18 protein-coding genes are annotated in these 15,877 nt (G+C 73.0%); 7 read left to right on the top strand and 11 right to left on the bottom strand.

The genetic code is table 11. From position 1 onward, the window contains the following. Positions 1-14: 14 nt before the first annotated feature. Positions 15-593 (top strand): hypothetical protein, encoded by a 579-nt coding sequence (locus ACYVC6_RS02765; protein WP_460710735.1) that lies wholly within the window; start codon positions 15-17, stop codon positions 591-593. Here the strand turns inward: ACYVC6_RS02765 and ACYVC6_RS02760 are convergent. After that, the gene (locus ACYVC6_RS02760) at positions 586-1,128 is read right to left on the bottom strand and encodes a MarR family transcriptional regulator (RefSeq protein ID WP_460710733.1); all 543 of its coding nucleotides are present in this window, start codon (positions 1,126-1,128) and stop codon (positions 586-588) included. The genes ACYVC6_RS02765 and ACYVC6_RS02760 overlap by 8 nt on opposite strands. Positions 1,129-1,178: 50 nt before the next feature. On the opposite strand from ACYVC6_RS02760, the gene ACYVC6_RS02755 reads away from it, so the two are divergent. After that, on the top strand, positions 1,179-1,706 hold the full coding sequence (locus ACYVC6_RS02755; protein ID WP_460713295.1) for a GNAT family N-acetyltransferase: 528 nt from the start codon (positions 1,179-1,181) through the stop codon (positions 1,704-1,706). Here ACYVC6_RS02755 and ACYVC6_RS02750 read toward each other — a convergent pair. The 3 genes from ACYVC6_RS02750 to ACYVC6_RS02740 form a co-directional block, all read right to left on the bottom strand. Further along, complete coding sequence (locus ACYVC6_RS02750; RefSeq protein ID WP_460710731.1) at positions 1,592-2,002, bottom strand: hypothetical protein; 411 nt, start codon at positions 2,000-2,002, stop codon at positions 1,592-1,594. The two genes, ACYVC6_RS02755 and ACYVC6_RS02750, sit on opposite strands and share 115 nt — an antisense overlap. A gap of 14 nt (positions 2,003-2,016) precedes the next feature. Further along, positions 2,017-3,219, bottom strand: coding sequence for an ATP-binding protein (locus ACYVC6_RS02745; protein ID WP_460710729.1), 1,203 nt, complete (start codon positions 3,217-3,219; stop codon positions 2,017-2,019). 220 nt (positions 3,220-3,439) lie between these two features. After that, positions 3,440-3,682 carry a hypothetical protein gene (locus ACYVC6_RS02740; RefSeq protein WP_460710727.1) on the bottom strand — a complete coding sequence of 81 codons (243 nt, stop codon included), beginning with the start codon at positions 3,680-3,682 and terminating at the stop codon, positions 3,440-3,442. 71 nt (positions 3,683-3,753) lie between these two features. Here ACYVC6_RS02740 and ACYVC6_RS02735 point away from each other — a divergent pair, with 71 nt between their 5' ends. The 4 genes from ACYVC6_RS02735 to ACYVC6_RS02720 all read left to right on the top strand — a co-directional run bounded on the left by ACYVC6_RS02735 (position 3,754) and on the right by ACYVC6_RS02720 (position 6,232). Next, a complete protein-coding gene (locus ACYVC6_RS02735) occupies positions 3,754-4,632 on the top strand; it encodes an Fpg/Nei family DNA glycosylase (RefSeq protein ID WP_460710725.1) in 879 nt (292 codons plus the stop codon). A gap of 65 nt (positions 4,633-4,697) precedes the next feature. Next, a complete protein-coding gene (locus ACYVC6_RS02730; RefSeq protein WP_460710723.1) occupies positions 4,698-5,183 on the top strand; it encodes a SigE family RNA polymerase sigma factor in 486 nt (161 codons plus the stop codon). After that, positions 5,180-5,887 carry a hypothetical protein gene (locus tag ACYVC6_RS02725; protein WP_460710721.1) on the top strand — a complete coding sequence of 236 codons (708 nt, stop codon included), beginning with the start codon at positions 5,180-5,182 and terminating at the stop codon, positions 5,885-5,887. Before ACYVC6_RS02730 ends, ACYVC6_RS02725 begins: the two co-directional genes overlap by 4 nt. A gap of 9 nt (positions 5,888-5,896) precedes the next feature. Beyond that, positions 5,897-6,232, top strand: a complete 336-nt coding sequence (locus ACYVC6_RS02720) for a rhodanese-like domain-containing protein (RefSeq protein WP_460710719.1) — start codon at positions 5,897-5,899, stop codon at positions 6,230-6,232. Here ACYVC6_RS02720 and aat read toward each other — a convergent pair. Further along, a complete protein-coding gene (aat, locus tag ACYVC6_RS02715) occupies positions 6,211-6,906 on the bottom strand; it encodes a leucyl/phenylalanyl-tRNA--protein transferase (protein ID WP_460710717.1) in 696 nt (231 codons plus the stop codon). The two genes, ACYVC6_RS02720 and aat, sit on opposite strands and share 22 nt — an antisense overlap. 53 nt (positions 6,907-6,959) lie before the next feature. Here aat and ACYVC6_RS02710 point away from each other — a divergent pair, with 53 nt between their 5' ends. Beyond that, positions 6,960-7,652, top strand: coding sequence for an EcsC family protein (locus ACYVC6_RS02710; RefSeq protein ID WP_460710715.1), 693 nt, complete (start codon positions 6,960-6,962; stop codon positions 7,650-7,652). On the opposite strand, the gene ACYVC6_RS02705 is transcribed toward ACYVC6_RS02710, so the two are convergent. From ACYVC6_RS02705 to ACYVC6_RS02680, 6 genes are all read right to left on the bottom strand, one after another. Then, on the bottom strand, positions 7,613-8,824 hold the full coding sequence (locus tag ACYVC6_RS02705) for a hypothetical protein (RefSeq protein ID WP_460710713.1): 1,212 nt from the start codon (positions 8,822-8,824) through the stop codon (positions 7,613-7,615). The genes ACYVC6_RS02710 and ACYVC6_RS02705 overlap by 40 nt on opposite strands. Continuing rightward, positions 8,821-9,951, bottom strand: a complete 1,131-nt coding sequence (locus ACYVC6_RS02700) for a hypothetical protein (RefSeq protein ID WP_460710711.1) — start codon at positions 9,949-9,951, stop codon at positions 8,821-8,823. The genes ACYVC6_RS02705 and ACYVC6_RS02700 overlap by 4 nt, the downstream gene beginning before the upstream one ends. After that, complete coding sequence (locus tag ACYVC6_RS02695; RefSeq protein ID WP_460710709.1) at positions 9,948-11,048, bottom strand: hypothetical protein; 1,101 nt, start codon at positions 11,046-11,048, stop codon at positions 9,948-9,950. Before ACYVC6_RS02695 ends, ACYVC6_RS02700 begins: the two co-directional genes overlap by 4 nt. 442 nt (positions 11,049-11,490) lie before the next feature. Then, positions 11,491-12,399, bottom strand: a complete 909-nt coding sequence (locus ACYVC6_RS02690) for a hydroxymethylglutaryl-CoA lyase (protein ID WP_460710707.1) — start codon at positions 12,397-12,399, stop codon at positions 11,491-11,493. Beyond that, positions 12,386-14,227 carry an acetyl/propionyl/methylcrotonyl-CoA carboxylase subunit alpha gene (locus tag ACYVC6_RS02685; protein ID WP_460710705.1) on the bottom strand — a complete coding sequence of 614 codons (1,842 nt, stop codon included), beginning with the start codon at positions 14,225-14,227 and terminating at the stop codon, positions 12,386-12,388. Before ACYVC6_RS02685 ends, ACYVC6_RS02690 begins: the two co-directional genes overlap by 14 nt. A 68-nt stretch (positions 14,228-14,295) precedes the next feature. Then, positions 14,296-15,840 carry a carboxyl transferase domain-containing protein gene (locus ACYVC6_RS02680; RefSeq protein WP_460710704.1) on the bottom strand — a complete coding sequence of 515 codons (1,545 nt, stop codon included), beginning with the start codon at positions 15,838-15,840 and terminating at the stop codon, positions 14,296-14,298. Positions 15,841-15,877: the final 37 nt, after the last annotated feature.

The raw sequence follows: 15,877 nt of genomic DNA, 5'->3' as shown, positions 1-15,877 counted from the left end.
ACCTGGAGGTGGTCGTGCGCACCCGCGACGTGGCAACGGCGGTCCTGGCATTCGCGCTGACCGGGTGCGGGTCGGCCCAGGTCCAGGCCCCGGTCCAGGTCCCGGTCGCCGAGCAGGCCCTCGCGGACGTGGGGCGGCCGTCGAGCGCCTCCTTCGAGCACGGCAGCTTCGACTTCAGCAGGCAGATCAAGGGTGTGGGCAACGAGGATGATGACCGGCTGGCGAGCATGTCGTGGGACATCTACTACGTGCTCGACGACGGAGATGTCGGCGCGTGGGGGGCCGGGATGGATGTCTTCGGCTCGGCCGAGGCCGCCCGGGAGTCCGCCGAGGAGCTGGCGACCTTCTGGGTCTGCGACGGGCCGAGGGAGCCGGTCGAGGTCGAGGACCCCCGCTACGACCTGCTGGAGGCGTCGACGTGCAAGCGGCCGACCGGGGTCGGCTACTACGCGACCCTCAGCGCGGCGGACGGCCTGGTCACGGCGAACCTGGCGGTGGCCTCCCGCGACCGCGGCGTCGCCACCGCCGCTCTGGTGGCCGTCTGGGCCGAGTTCTCCGTCAGCGCCCAGCAGGTCGTCGACCACATCAGCTGAGCTCGCGCGCGTCGGCGCCGGCGGTGACCGGACACTCGCCACGCAGGTGGCCGCACGCGGCGGCGTCGCAGAGTCGGCAGATGGCGCGGGCCTCCGCGCGGCTGACCGCCCCCTCGTGCAGGATCGCCCCGGCCGCGCCGGCCAGGGCCCGCCGCTGGTCGTCGGTCAACGTCGCCAGCACGTCGTTCAGCGCGGCCGACCGGGCCGCGAGGACCCGCTCGGCGGTCGCTCGGCCCCTCCTGGTCAGGTGGACCAACGCCCGCCGTCCGTCGGTCCGGTCCGCGCTGCGCACGGCGAGCCCGGCTCGCTCGAGCCCGTCGACGACCCGCACCGCGCGCGAGTGGCTCACCCGGAGGCCCATGGCGAGCGCGTCGATGTGCGCGCCGTCCGCCCACGCGAGCAGGGCGGTCAGCCCCGCCGCGGACGCGCCCGTCGTGCCCGTCACGGGCTCGACCGCCTCGCGCATCCGGTCCGCGACCAGCAGCACTGCCGCACCGATCACGTTCTCGTCGTGACCGACCGCCGCCTCTTGCATGCCTCGAGCATAGAGAGCGCCGAGTCGCGACGTAGGTTGTCGACGTGACGATGCCGCCGGTCGGGCCCATGCCCTCGGTGTTCGTGCGGCCGGCGACCGAGCACGACGTCGCGTTCCTGACCGACGTCGTGGTCGTCGCGACCCGGGCCCAGGGCCGGCTGCCCGATGACTTCGACGAGTCGGCGTTCCGCGCGGGCTTCGCCGAGTGGACCGGCGAACAGGTCCGCGGCGAGGTGGAGCACAACCTGACGTCGGTGATCGAGATCGACGGCGAGCGGGCCGGCCGCCTCCGGGTCGTCCGGGCGCCCGACCACGTCGAGCTCGCGGGGATCCAGCTGCTGCCCGCCCATCAGGGCCACGGCATCGGCACTCACCTCGTCGAGCAGATCGTCACCGACGCCCGCAGGGCTGGGCTGCCTGTCCGCCTGTCGGTGGAGAAGGACAACCCGCGGGCGCGGTCTCTCTACGAGCGGCTGGGATTTGTCGAGGTCGGCGAGACCGAGTCGGACGTGCTCCTCGAGGCGAGCACGAGCGCCGTGCGCCCGGCACCCAGCAGCGGCCCGAAGGGCAGCGCGTAGCCGATCCAGTAGGCGAGCTCGAACGGCAGGAGGATCAACGACGCCGTCTGGCCGCGACCTCGCCACAGCGCGACGCCGACACCGACCTCGGCGACGCAGACGGCCAGGAAGCCGCCGAGCAGCACCGGCGTGGAGTCGATCCCTGCCGACTCGAAGGGTCCGTCGCCGTACGTCGGGAACCCCATGAAGGTCCAGACCTCGTCCTCACGGGCGAGGTGCACGAGGCCGGGGATGCCCGGCAGCCCGAAGCCGAGGCCGGCCACGACCGAAAGGACACCGGCGATCCGCAGCTTCACCGTGCCTCCTTCGGTCAGGCCTGCTGCCGAAGATAGCGACCGAAGTGCGGCACGGTGAAGGCGATCCGGCCGCGCTCGCCGGAGTAGATCAGGCCCTTCTTGAGCAGCGCGTCGCGCGCCGGTGAGAGGGACTGCGGCTTCTTGCCGAGGTAGGCCGCCACGTCGGCGGTCGCCACCGAGCCGACCGCGTCGGTGACCTCGTTGGGCAGCTCGCTGGCGGCGTCGGCCATGGCGCGCAGGTAGTCCCGCTCCCCCGGTGTCGCGCGCTCGTATCGGCTGCCGAAGAACCCGACGGCCAGCTCGCGCTCGGCCTCGGGTGCGGCGACCGCGACGTCGGCGCGGGTGATGGGCGAATGGGGGGCGAGGTCCCAGACCGTCTTGCCGTAGGCCTGGACGAAGTAGGGATAGCCGCCGGTCGCGTCGTACATCGCGGCCAGCGCATCGTCGTCGTACGACGCGTCCTCGCTCTGCGCGGGGGCGGTCAGCGCGCGGTCGGCCTCCTCGCGGGTGAGGCGGTCGATGCGCTGGTAGGAGAAGAGGCGCTCGGAGTAGGACTTGCTGGCGCTGAGGACGGCGGGCAGGTGGGGCAGTCCGGCGCCGACGACGATCACCGGCAGGCCGGCCTGGCCGAGCTCGTGGCACGCGGCGCACAGCGCGGAGACGTCGTCGGGCCCGAGGTCCTGCATCTCGTCGACGAAGACGGCCACGCCCTTGCCCGTGTCGGCGGCCAGGCCGCCCAGGTCGGAGAGCAGCTCGACCAGGTCGATCTCGATGTCGCCGGAGTCCGCCCTTCCCCGCACAGGCGCTGCGTCGATGCCCGAGCTCCAGCGGTCGCGGAGCTTGGCGCCGGCGGGCTCGCGCTCGGCGAATGCCCTCAGCACGCCGAGCAGGTGGTCGGACTCCTCCTGCTGGGGGTGTCCGAGCTCGCGCACGGCCTGGTGCAGGGCGCTGGCCAGCGGCTTGCGGAGCCGCTGGTCGGGGCGGGCCTCGAGCTTGCCGGTGCCCCAGCCCTTGCGGACCGCCTGGCTGCGCAGCGCGTTGAGGAGGACGGTCTTGCCGACGCCCCGCAGCCCGGTGAGCACCAGTGAGCGCTCGGGCCGGTTGTGCGCGACCCGCTCCAGCACGACGTCGAAGGCGCGCAGCTGCTCGTCACGGCCGGCCAGCTCGGGCGGGCGCTGGCCCGCGCCGGGGGCGTAGGGGTTCCGGATCGGGTCCACGCTCGGACGGTATCCGGGTCTCTAGCCGATTCCTTAGATAACTCGCCGAGCATGCAGCCTCGGGCGCGTGAGCGGTGGCTGAGGCACAGTTCCCCGCGCCAGAAACCTGCCTGGCTCACCGCTCGCCCGGGCCGGGGCAACTGAGCGGTGGCTGAGGCACAGTTCCCCGCGCCAGAAACCTGCCTGGCTCACCGCTCGCCCGGACCGGCGGCCCGGGCCGTCAGGCGGGCCGGGCGGCCCGGGCCCCGGCGTACGCCGACCCGAGGCCGGACGACAGGAACGCGATCAGGTCGGGGACCTCGTCGATGGCGAGCCGGAAGGAGCCCACGCAGACGTTCTCGCGCCACATCGACAGCACCACCAGGTCGGCCTCGGTGTGCCAGGAGACCCGGAGCGCACGGTCGGCGCCCCGCGCGTCGAGGAACATCGACGCCGCGGCCGGCAGGGGCGCGGTGTCCGCCATCTGCCCATGATGCTCCCGGCCTCGAAATCTGTCACCGGTCGGCGGGGGCGGACCTACATAGACTGACGCGCGTGCCCGAGCTGCCCGAGGTCGAGGCGCTGGCCCTCGACCTGGAGGGCCGGCTGGCCGGCCACGCGATCAAGACCGTGCACATCGCAGCGTTCAGCGCGCTCAAGACCTTCGACCCGCCACTGCGCGCGCTGGAGGGCGGCTCGGTCGAGGGCGTGACGAGGCACGGGAAGTTCCTCGACATCGACGTCTCCGGGCTCCACCTCGTCATGCACCTCGCCCGCGGCGGCTGGGTGCGGTGGCGGGACGAGGTGCCGACGCTGCCGCCCAAGCCGAGCGGCCGCAACCCGCTCGCGGCCCGGGTGGTGCTCGACGACCAGTCGGGGCTCGACATCACCGAGGCCGGCACCAAGAAGCGGCTGGCGATCTACGTCGTCCGCGACCCCCAGGACGTGCCAGGCATCGCCAGCCTCGGGCCCGACCCTCTGTCCGACGACTTCACCCTCGAGCGGCTGCGCGGCGTCCTCGAGGCCGAGGGCCGCAAACAGCTCAAGGGCGTGCTCCGCCACCAGGGCACCATCGCCGGCATCGGCAACGCCTACTCCGACGAGATCCTGCACGCCGCCAGGATGTCGCCGTTCAAGCCGGCGTCCACCCTCGTCGAGGGCGACGACGACAGCGAGCTCGTGGTGCTCTACGACGCCATCCGGGTCACCCTCGGCGACGCGGTCGACCGCTCCCGGGGCCTGGCCGCCAGCGAGCTGAAGAGCGAGAAGAAGTCCAACCTCGCCGTCCACGGCCGCACCGGCGAGGCCTGCCCGGTGTGCGGCGACACCGTGCGCGAGGTGTCCTTCGCCGACTCGAGCCTGCAGTACTGCTCCACCTGCCAGACCGGGGGCAAGCCGCTCGCCGACCGGCGGACCAGCAAGTTCCTCAAGTAGCCCGTCAACGTTTCGTGACCCGCCCCCGTCTCCAGGGGGGAGCAGGAACAGAACCGGGAGGCCGTGTGAGCGGGACCGACGAGGACTTCGCGGCGTTCGTCGACGCGCAGAGCCCAGCGCTGCTGGGTCTGGCACACGCGCTCACGGGCAACCGTCACGACGCCTGGGACCTGCTGCAGGAGACCCTCGTCAGGGTCGGCGAGAAGTGGCGCCGGATCGACCAGCCGGCGGCGTACGCCCGCACGGTGATGACCCGGCTCAACATCGACCGGATCCGGCGGCTGCGTCGTGAGCTGCCGGGACTGCGCTCGAGCGAGCCGGCGCCCGACGTCGGGCTGACCAGCTCCTCGCAGGCGTGGCTGGTCGAGGCGCTGGCCACGCTCAGCCCGCGCCAGCGCACGGCGTTGGCGCTGCGGTACGTCGAGGATCTCGACGTGCGCGGGATCGCCGACCGGATGGGGTGCTCGGAAGGAACCGTCAAGAGCCAGCTGTCACGGGGGGTCCAGCGGCTGAAGGACCATGCCGAACGAGTCGAGAAGGTGAACCGATGACCGAGCCCCAGATCCTCCAGGCCTACCGGAGCCTCAGCGCACCCACTGCTCCTCCCGACGACCTGCTGGCCGGTGTCGGCCGCCGCATCCGGCGACGTCGCACGATGCGCCGCGCGCTCGTCAGCGTGGCCGCAGTGGCAGTCGCCGCCGGCACAGCGACCCAGGTCCTCGGTGGCAGCGACGGCGGGGACCGCGTGGCCAACGACCCCGGGACGACCGACACCAGCTCGCTCACCTACACCGACACCGACGGTTCCACCTACACCTGGGAGGCCAAGGACATCGGACTCGCCTGCGCGACGAGCGAGCGCGACGGCAAGGCCTTCCAGGTCCTGACCCTGACGTCGAACGCGATGCTCCAGGCAGCCGCCCAGGACGTTGCCCCGCCCGAGGAGACCTTCACCGGACCGGTCCTGCACGTCGAGCTGCTGACCGAGAAGGTCCGGCCGGGCCAGACGTTCGACCTCCCCTACGAATCTGTGGATGGAAGCAGCGACCGGAGGACCATGACGTTCTTCTTCACCAACGGCGTCACGGACGACTCCAACGAGCTGAGCAGTGCCCAACCGGGCTCCTCCGGCACCGTCACAGTCCACGAGGCGTCATGCGACCCGACGCCGACACTGTCCATCGAGATCGACGGCACGCTCGGCAGCGAGGTGGACCAACCGGCGCTGGCGATCAAGGGCAGCTACCACTCGTAGGCTGGCCACGTGACCGGCATCCCCACCGTCTCGATCGACGGCGTCCCCGACCCGCTGCCCGACGGCCTCACCGTCCTCGACGTGCGTGAGCCCGTGGAGTGGGCGCACGGCCACATCGAGGGCGCGGTCCATGTCCCGCTGATGGAGCTGCAGGAGCGGATCGGCGAGGTGCCGGACGCGCAGGTGCTGGTGGTCTGCAAAGTCGGCGCCCGGTCCGCGCACGCCGCGGCGTTCCTCATCCAGCAGGGCCGCGACGCCGTCAACCTCGACGGCGGCATGCTCGACTGGGCCGCTGCCGGCCGGGACCTGGTGAGCGAGACGGGTCAGCCGGCGCTCGTCTTCTGACCCGCGCGCCAGTCCGGCTCCGGCACCGTCAGGGCGCCGGCGAGCCGGTTGAGGTAGTCGTCCCGCGGGATCTCGACCGCACCCAGCGTCGCGAGGTGCGGCGTCACCCACTGGACGTCGAGCAGCCGGTCCGCCGCGCGCGAGTCCGACAGCAGGTCGACCAGGCCGACCAGCGCGACCTTGGACGCATCCCGCTCGCGGTGGAACATCGACTCCCCCGCGAACAGTCCGCCGATCGCCACCCCGTAGAGCCCGCCGACGAGCCGGCCGTCACGCCAGGCCTCGACCGAGTGCGCCCAGCCGAGGCGGTGCAGCGCGACGTAGGCCTCGGCGATGTCCGGGGTGATCCAGCCCTGCGGCCGGCGCGGGTCGGCGCACGCGGTCACCACCTGGGCGAACGCGGTGTCGACCCGGATCTCGCACGCCCGTACGGCGCGGCGCAGCGAGCGCGACACCCGCAGCCCGTCCAGCGGGATGATCCCGCGCCGGACCGGCGAGAACCAGCACATCGGTGGGCGGACCCCGCCGTCGGGCATCGGGAACATCCCCCGGCGGTAGGCCGCGAGCAGGGTGCCCGGCTCGAGGTCCGCGCCGATGCCGACCAGGTCCTCGTCGTCGCCGGCCTCCCGGGGATCGCCGAAGTCCCAGACGGACCTGGGTGGCTCGACGGGCATGGACGGACAGTAGCCATCGGGGACGACGTGGAGCGCCTACCTAGGATCGCTGCATGAGCCTGACCAGCCGCGCCGCCAGCCAAGCGGGCCGCCAGCTCGCCCCGAAGATCACCCAGCTGGCCCCCGGGCTGACCACGACCTTCGTGCGCGAGGCCCTGCACCGCGCCATCGTCGGTGTTGGCCCGCTGCCGCCGGCGGCGCACGCGGCCGAGGCCCAGCTCAAGGAGCAGAAGGGCCACCGCGAGCGGGCGGTGCACGAGGTGATCGAGAACCACGTGCGCTACGCCGGCGCCCAGGGGTTCGTCACCAACATCGGCGGCATCGTCACCATGGCGCTCACCATCCCGGCCAACGTCTCCGGCCTGGCGCTGATCCAGTGCCGGATGATCGCCGGCATCGCCCACCTGCGCGGCTACGACCTCGACGACCCGAGGGTGCGCAACGCGATCCTGACCTGCCTCCTCGGCGAGGACACGGTCAACTCGATGATCAAGCAGCGCAAGCTGCCCGCCCCGCCGATGGCGCTGGCCACGGCGCCGGTCAACGACCCCGACCTCGACCGGATCCTGTCCGCCGAGGTCGCCTCCGAGCTGATCACCAAGGTGGCGGGCAAGCGGCTGGCGATCACCGTCGGGCGCCGGGTGCCGATCGTGGGCGGCGTGGTCGGCCTCAGTGCCGACGCCTACTCCACCTGGCGGATCGGCCGCTACGCCGACAGGGAGCTCCTCCCCCGCGCCGCGCGGTAGACCTTCAGCAGGCCCTTGCCTGGCAGGCTCCGCTCGAGCCGGCGGACGACCTTCTCGCGCAGCCGGTAGGTCGGCCGCAGGAAGGAGCGTTCCAGCGCGAGGTGCGACTCGTGCAGCTCGGCGTGCAGCCGCTCCTCCTCGCGGCGCAGCCGGGCGTTGTCGAGCAGCAGGGCCTTGATCGCGTCGACGGCCGCGTCGGCGACCTGGCGCTCGGCGGGGCGGTCCGGGTCGACGTAGTCGGTCGACGCCGGCGCGCCGAGGAGGTCGCTGAGCTCGCCGACGACGTCGTAGCCGCGGCGGCGGATCTCGGCGACCCACGACTCGGAGAGCTCGTGCACCCACGGGTGGATGTCCGGCGGCAGCGCGAGCCGGGGTGACGACGTACGCCGCGACAGCGTCTGGTGGGCGAGCAGCTCGCGCACCAGCGGCCGGTAGTCCGCGGGGGGCAGGTCCTTGTTGGCGCGGCGGTTGATCCGCCGGATGAGCGCGATCTCGGGGACCCCGAGCGACGGGTTGACCCGCTCGGCCTCCAGATCGAGGTCGAGGCCGTCGAGCCCGAACGCCGTGCTGAACCGCTTCCACAGCAGGTCGGGCGCCCCGGGCGGCGGCACGGTGACCAGGTGGACGTGCTCCGGCGGCAGGTCGTGGCCCCAGCGGTTGAGGATGTCGGGGATCTCCTGGACGCCCCAGAACCAGCTGCCGATCCGGCTCGCCCGCTCCGGGTCCTGGATCCGCTTGAGGAAGTCCTGGTAGCTCAGGCCCGCGCGGTGCTTGACGTTCTCCTGCCACTCGGCCGGGATCTGCCGCACCAGGTCGCGGACCGACAGGATCACGTGGACCTCGGTGCCGGCGCCGTAGCCGACCGACTCGAGCGCCCGCTTCACCTGGGAGCGGGAGGCGGTCGCCAGGATCTCGTGGCTGATGATCGCCGTGCCCGGGGCCTTGCGGACCGCGGCCGCCAGCTCGTCCCAGGCGCCGATCGCCTCGGCCTGCAGCCCGCCCCAGGGCATCTTCATCAGGTCGAGGGCGGCGAGGAAGTGCGCGTCGAACCGCTCCGCCGGGTAGGTGATGCCGCTGGCCAGCAGCTTGACCCGGTTGCGGAACAGCACGTCCTGGAGATAGGACGTGCCCGTCTTCGGGGTGCCGACGTGGAGCAGGACCCGCTCGCTCACCGGCGTCCACCTCCGCCGGCCGGGGCGAGCAGGAGGCCCAGCGCCAGGTTCAGCACGTGCTCGGACTGCCGGGCGGCCGAGTCCTCGGCCGGGAGGTCCGGCCAGCGCGGCAAGAGCGCGTCCAGGTCACCCACGACAGGGTAGTCACCGGCCCGGATCCCCTGCTGGACGAGCCGGGCCTGCTCCTCGAGCCACTCACGGTGCGCGCTCGGGACGACAGGACGCGGCCCGGGCACACCGGCGAGCCGAGGCAGCAGCACGGTCCGCATCAGCTCCGCGCGACGCGGCGGGGTCACCAACAGGCCGAGCGCGCCGGCCGTACGCCGGGCCAGCTCCGCCGCGTCCGCAGCCACGTCGGGCGGCACCGCCAGGCGGCGTACGCCGACCACCTTGGCGACCCGGGCCGGGTCGAGCACCACGCGCACCTGGTCGGCGCCGCCGAGCTCGCCGGCCCAGCGCGCGGCGGTCGCGGCCAGGTCGACCCGGCGCGGCAGCCGGCCGCGACGCCGCATCCCCGAGCAGTAGTCGGCCCAGTCGACCGCGCCGTCGGTGAAGCACGACGCCAGCCACTCGTGGGCGACCATCGTGGCCAGGTCGGTCCCCACCACCGCGGCGACCGCGCCCCGGCCACCCGGCGGTCGGCCCTGGGCGACCAGCTCGGCGCGCATGGCGCCGGCGAGCCACGGGTCGCCGGCCAGCCGGTAGCGAGTGCGCCAGCGCCGGACCTTCACCGGCTCGGCCGGCGGCCCGCCGGCCGCGACGACGTCCTCGGCGATCAGTCCGACGGCGACCCGCACCAGGTCGTCGGCGCTCAGGGTGGCCGGGTCGATCGGCGGCGGCCCGAACGCCAGGGGCTCGACGGCTCCCAGGAGCTCGAGGTCCTGCCGCCCGCGGCCGGGTGCGCTGGCGACCAGCACCCGCTCGACCAGGTCGGTCGAGACCCGCCCGGCCTGGTTGAGCCGCCGGACGAGCTCGAGCTGCTGGGCTCCGGGCAGCAGGCGGTCGCCCCCGCGCGGGTCGTCGGCGTCGGCCGCCGCGGCCAGCCAGTCGGCCCACGGGGTCGTTCCTCCACCGCGGAGGTGGTCGACCCACAGCCACGCGGCGGCGGTGTTGACGGTGGCGTTCATGACTCGCGCAGTCGGCGCGCGCCCACCCGCACCTTGTTGACGAAGGCCCGGTCCGGGTCGGGCCGGCGGGCCGCCTCGGCGGTCATCGCGGCCAGGGCGGCGACCGCGGCGTCGAGCTGCTTCTTGGCCGAGACCTTGTCGGGGTCGACCCACTCGGTCCCCTCGGGTGGCGCCAGCGGTCGCAGCTCGGCGAGGTCGCCGATGACGTGGACCCCGCTCTGCTCGAGCCACTCGATCCAGCGGTCGCTCTGCTCCTCGGCCCAGCCGAAGAGGTCGGGCGGGAGCCGCACGAGCCCGGACTCACGACCGCCGAGCTGGTCCTCCATCAGCAGGTCGCGGATCAGGTCGTCGTAGCGCCCTTGCTGCCGCGCGGTCCGCTCGACGCCGCGGTTGAGGCGCCGCAGCAGCTGCGTCTCGGCCATCCCGAGCGAGCGGTTGGCCCGCTCGCTGTCCACGGGCGCCCACGCCGGGTCGATGCCGAACGCCTCGCAGAACCGGTGCCACAACAGCTCGCCGCGCCGCTCGGCCACCCCCCGCCGCGGCACGGTCACCACGTGCACCTGCTCGGGCGGCAGCCCCGCTCCCCAGGTGTTGAGCACGTTGGGCAGGTCGAAGGCGCGGTAGAACCACAGGTCGCCGTGCTGCATCCGCAGGAGGAACTTGCGGTAGGACCACTTGCGGCCCTGCTTGATGCTCTCCTGCCAGGCGGCCGGCACCTGGCGGGCCAGGTCGCGGGCGCCGTAGACGACGTGGATCTCCGCGCCGCGCAGGTCGCGCTTGAGCTTGTCGACGTACGCCGGCCGCGCGGGCGCGAGGATCTCGTGGCTGAGGATCACCGAGCCACTGCGGCGTCGGGCGCGCCGGACGAACGCGTCCCAGGCGCCCTCGGCGTGCCCCGGCGTACCTCCCCAGTCCTGGCCGAGCAGGTCGAGCGCGACCCGGAACTGGAAGAGGGTCGGGTCGATGATCGGTGACCGCGACAGGTAGTGGACGCCCTGGTCCGAGAGCGACTTCGTGTTGAGCGCGAGCCGGTCCTGCACGTAGGACGTGCCGGTCTTGGGTGCACCGATGTGCACGTAGACGCGCTGCTTGACCACGGACCCAGTCTGACAGCGCGCCGACAGGTGCAACTCGCGCGGGCATAGGCGATCAGCGCACGGGCACGCGCAACCCGAAGCCACGGACCCGGGGCCGAGACTCGCGGGGGTGTTCAGCATCAGCACGCGCAACCCGAGACCACGGACGCTTGTATCTGCGACCGGAGGGAGCGCGCCCCGCGATCGGCCCGTCGCCCACGATGGACGGCGAAGCTCGCGAGCGGAGCGAGCGTCCGTCGTGGGTGCCGGGCAGAACTTGCGGGGGTATCGGGTCAGCGCGCGGGGTATCCCGCATCAGCACGCCGGCCCGAAGCCACGGACGCTTGAATCTGCGAGCGCAGCGAGCGCGCCCCGCGATCGGCCCGTCGCCCACGATGGACGGCGAAGCTCGCGAGCGCAGCGAGCGTCCGTCGTGGGTGCCGGGCCGAAACTCGCGGGGGTATCAATTGGCCAGCGCGCGGACCACGGCCGACGGGCTGGGACGCCCGAGCACCCCGGCCATCCAGGCGCTGGTCGCGACCAGGGCGTCGAGGTCGACGCCGTGCTCGATGCCCAGGCCGGTGAGCAGCCAGACGAGGTCCTCGGTGGCCAGGTTGCCGGTGGCGCTCTTGGCGTAGGGGCAGCCGCCGAGGCCGCCCGCGCTGGCGTCGAAGGTGGTGATGCCGGCCTGGAGGCCGGCGTAGGTGTTGGCGAGCGCCTGCCCGTAGGTGTCGTGGAAGTGCAGGGCGAGCTGGTCGCGCGACATCCCGGCCTCGACGAACGCCTCGACCAGGCTCGTCACTTGGTTGGCGGTGCCCACGCCGATGGTGTCGCCGAGGCTGAGTTGGCTCGCGCCGAGGTCGAACAGCCGCTTGCCGACGGAGACGACCTGGTCGACGGGCACGTCGCCCTCCCATGGGTCGCCGAAGCACATGGAGACGTAGGCGCGGACGTCGAGCCCGGCGTCGCGGGCCCGGCGCACCGTCGGCTCGAACATCGCGAACTGCTCGTCGAGGCTGCGGTTGAGGTTCTTCTGCGCGAACGTCTCGGTCGCCGAGCCGAAGATCGCGATGTGCCGGACGCCGAGCTCGAGAGCCCGGTCGAGCCCGCGCTCGTTGGGCACCAGCACCGGGCAGTCGCGGCCCGCCTCCCCGAGCTCGCCGATCAGCAGGGTCATCAGCTCGCCGGCGTCGGCGAGCTGGGGCACCCACTTCGGGTGGACGAACGACGTGGCCTCGACCACCGGCAGGCCCGCGGCGAGCAGGCGCCGGACGAACTCGGCCTTGTCGGCGGTCGGCACGGTGGTCTGCTCGTTCTGCAGGCCGTCGCGCGGGCCGACCTCGTAGATGGTGACGCGTTCAGGAAGGTGCATCGTCCGGCTCCACGTGGAACAGCGTGTCACCCAGCGCCACCTGGGCGCCGACCTGGGCGCCGACCGTCGTCACGGTGCCGGCGAACGGTGCTTTGAGGCTCAGCTCCATCTTCATCGCCTCGACCACCCCGAGCACCTGACCCTCCTCGACGGTGTCGCCCTCGGCGACCCGGACGTCGAGCACCGTGCCCGGCATCGGCGAGAGCAGCGTCCCGTCGCCGGCGACCGCGGTGTGCTGGACCATGAAGTCGGGTCTGTCGAACGCGAACCGCTGGCCGTGCTGCGCGACCTCGACCCGGTCGTGGCGGACGACGGCCACCGGATCCCGCTCCGGCGGGACGCCCAGGGTCACCGGCTGGTCGAGCTCGATCACGACCGGCGCCGCGGCCGACGCGATCCGGAAGCCGTCGGAGCGGAACGGGCCGGCCGGCTCCCGCTCGCGACGGAAGACGGCCCAGGCCGCCAGGTCGCGCGCCGGGCCGGGGTCGGGAGCGGGGAGGTCGTGCCGGTCGAGCCAGGCGGTGTCGATCGTGGCGTCGCGGAACTCCTCGCTCGCGACCAGCGCCCGCAGGAAGCCCGCGTTGGTGGTGAGCCCGAGGATCGCGGTGTCGTCGAGGGCCTGCACCAGCGCCTGGCGCGCGGCCTCGCGGTCCGGCCCGTGGGCGATCACCTTGCCGAGCATCGGGTCGTAGGCCGTCGAGACCACCTGTCCGGACTCCAGCGCGTGGTCGACCCGCACGGTGCTCGAGGTGGCCGGCCAGTGCACCTCCGTCGCCCGTCCGGCCTGGGGCAGGAACCCGCCGAACGAGTCCTCGGCGTAGACCCGCGCCTCGATCGCGTGGCCGGTGACGGTGACGTCGTCCTGGCCGACCGGGAGGGGCTCGCCCGCCGCGACCTGCAGCTGCAGCTCGACGAGGTCCAGCCCGGTCACCAGCTCGGTCACCGGGTGCTCGACCTGGAGCCGGGTGTTCATCTCCAGGAAGTAGGCCTCGTCGGTGTCGGCGTCGAGCAGGAACTCGACCGTCCCGGCCCCGGTGTAGCCGACCGCGCGGGCCAGCGCGACGGCCGACGACGTGACCAGCTCGCGGGTCGCGGCGCTGATCGTCGGGGCCGGCGCCTCCTCCAGGACCTTCTGGTGCCGGCGCTGGGTCGAGCAGTCCCGCTCCCACAGGTGCAGCACCGTGCCGTGCGTGTCGGCCATGACCTGCACCTCGATGTGCCGGCCGTGCTCGACGTACTTCTCCAGCAGCAGGGTGTCGTCGGCGAAGGCGCCGGCCGCCTCGCGCTGCGCGGAGAGGACCGCCTCGGCGTAGTCCTCCTGGGAGCGGACGATCCGCATGCCCTTGCCGCCGCCGCCGGCGGCCGCCTTGACCAGCACGGGGTAGGGCAGCTCCTGGCTGAGGGCCACCCGCGCGTCGGTCATCGAGTAGGACGGGACGACGGGTACGCCGGCGGCGACGGCGATCTCGCGGGCGGCGTCCTTGCGGGCCATCGCCTCCATCGCCGCGACCGGCGGGCCGACCCACGCCAGGCCGGCGTCGGTCACGGCCTGCGCGAACCCGGCGTTCTCCGACAGGAACCCGTAGCCGGGGTGCACGGCCCCCGCGCCCGCCGACAGGGCGGCGGCGACCACGGCGTCGGCGTCGAGGTAGGACGGGACGCGGACGACCTCGTCGGCCGCGCGGACGTGCAGCGCGTCGCGGTCGATCTCCGTGGCGACCGCAACGGTCCTCAGCCCCAGGCGACGGCACGTCCGGATGACCCGCAGCGCGATCTCGCCGCGGTTGGCGATCAGGACGCCGCCGGGCCAGGCGGCGTCGAGACCCACCAAATGGCTGCCCGAGGGGTCGTCTGACGACCATTTCGTGTGTCTCGACGGCGCCGGATCCATGCCCATCACATCCGCCAGATGCCGTAGGAGGGCTCGGCGATCGGCGCGTGCGCGGCCGCGGCCAGGCCCATGCCGAGCACCCGGCGGGTGTCGACCGGGTCGATCACGCCGTCGTCCCAGAGCCGGGCGGTGGAGTAGTAGGGCGAGCCCTGCGTCTCGTACTGGTCCCGGATCGCCGCCTTGAAGTCCTCCTCGGACACTGCCTCGTCGGGCCGCCGCACCTCCGCCAGCACCGACGCGGCCTGCTCGCCGCCCATCACCGAGATCCGCGCGTTGGGCCACATCCAGAGGAAGCGCGGGTCGTAGGCCCGGCCGCACATCCCGTAGTTGCCGGCACCGAACGAGCCGCCGATGACGACGGTGAACTTCGGCACCACCGAGCACGCGACCGCGGTGACGAGCTTGGCGCCGTCGCGGGCGATGCCCTTGTTCTCGTACTCCCGGCCGACCATGAAGCCGCTGATGTTCTGCAGGAACACCAGCGGGATGCCGCGCTGGTTGCACAGCTCGATGAAGTGCGCGCCCTTGAGCGCCGACTCGCTGAACAGGATCCCGTTGTTGGCGACGATGCCTACCTCGTAGCCCCAGACCCGGGCGAACCCGCACACCAGCGTCTCGGCGTAGAGCTGCTTGAACTCGTGGAAGCGGCTGCCGTCGACGATGCGGCGGATGACCTCGCGCACGTCATAGGGCGTCCGGGTGTCGGTGGGCACGACGTCGTAGAGGCCGTCCGGGTCCTCGACCGGCTCCTCCACGTCGTACGCCGTCAGGCTGGGCGGCTCCTCGCGCAGCGTGCCGACGATGGAGCGGATGATGTCGAGCGCGTGCGCGTCGTCCTCGGCGAGATGGTCGACGACCCCCGAGGTGCGGGCGTGCACGTCGCCGCCGCCCAGCTCCTCGGCGGTGACGATCTCGCCGGTCGCGGCCTTCACCAGCGGCGGGCCGCCGAGGAAGATCGTCCCCTGGTTGCGCACGATGATCGTCTCGTCCGACATCGCTGGCACGTAGGCACCGCCGGCGGTGCACGAGCCCATGACCGAGGCGATCTGCGGGATCCGCTGCGCCGAGAGGTTGGCCTGGTTGAAGAAGATCCGGCCGAAGTGCTCGCGGTCGGGGAAGACCTCGTCCTGCATCGGCAGGAACGCGCCGCCGGAGTCGACGAGGTAGACACAGGGCAGCCGGTTGTCGGCTGCGACCGTCTGCGCGCGCAGGTGCTTCTTGACGGTGACCGGGTAGTAGGTGCCGCCCTTGACCGTGGCGTCGTTGGCGACGACCACGCACTCGCGGCCGCTGATCCGGCCGATGCCCGTGACGATCCCGGCGGCGGGGACCGCGTTGGATCCCGGGGCGCCGTACATCTCGTACGCCGCCAGCGGGCTGAGCTCGAGGAACGGGCTGCCCGGGTCGAGCAGCCGGTCGACCCGGTCGCGCACCAGCAGCTTGCCGCGGGCGGTGTGCTTCTCGCGGGCGGCGTCGCTGCCCCCGCGGCGGACCACGGCGAGCCGCTCGCGCAGGTCGTCGGTGAGGTCGCGCAGCGAGCTGGTGGTCACCGCCCCAGGTTAGCGATCGTTAACCTGGCTCGCCACC

This window comes from Nocardioides dilutus (assembly GCF_054779555.1).
Note: the sequence above shows the minus strand (reverse complement) of the source record. Positions and strands in the feature narration are given on the sequence as shown.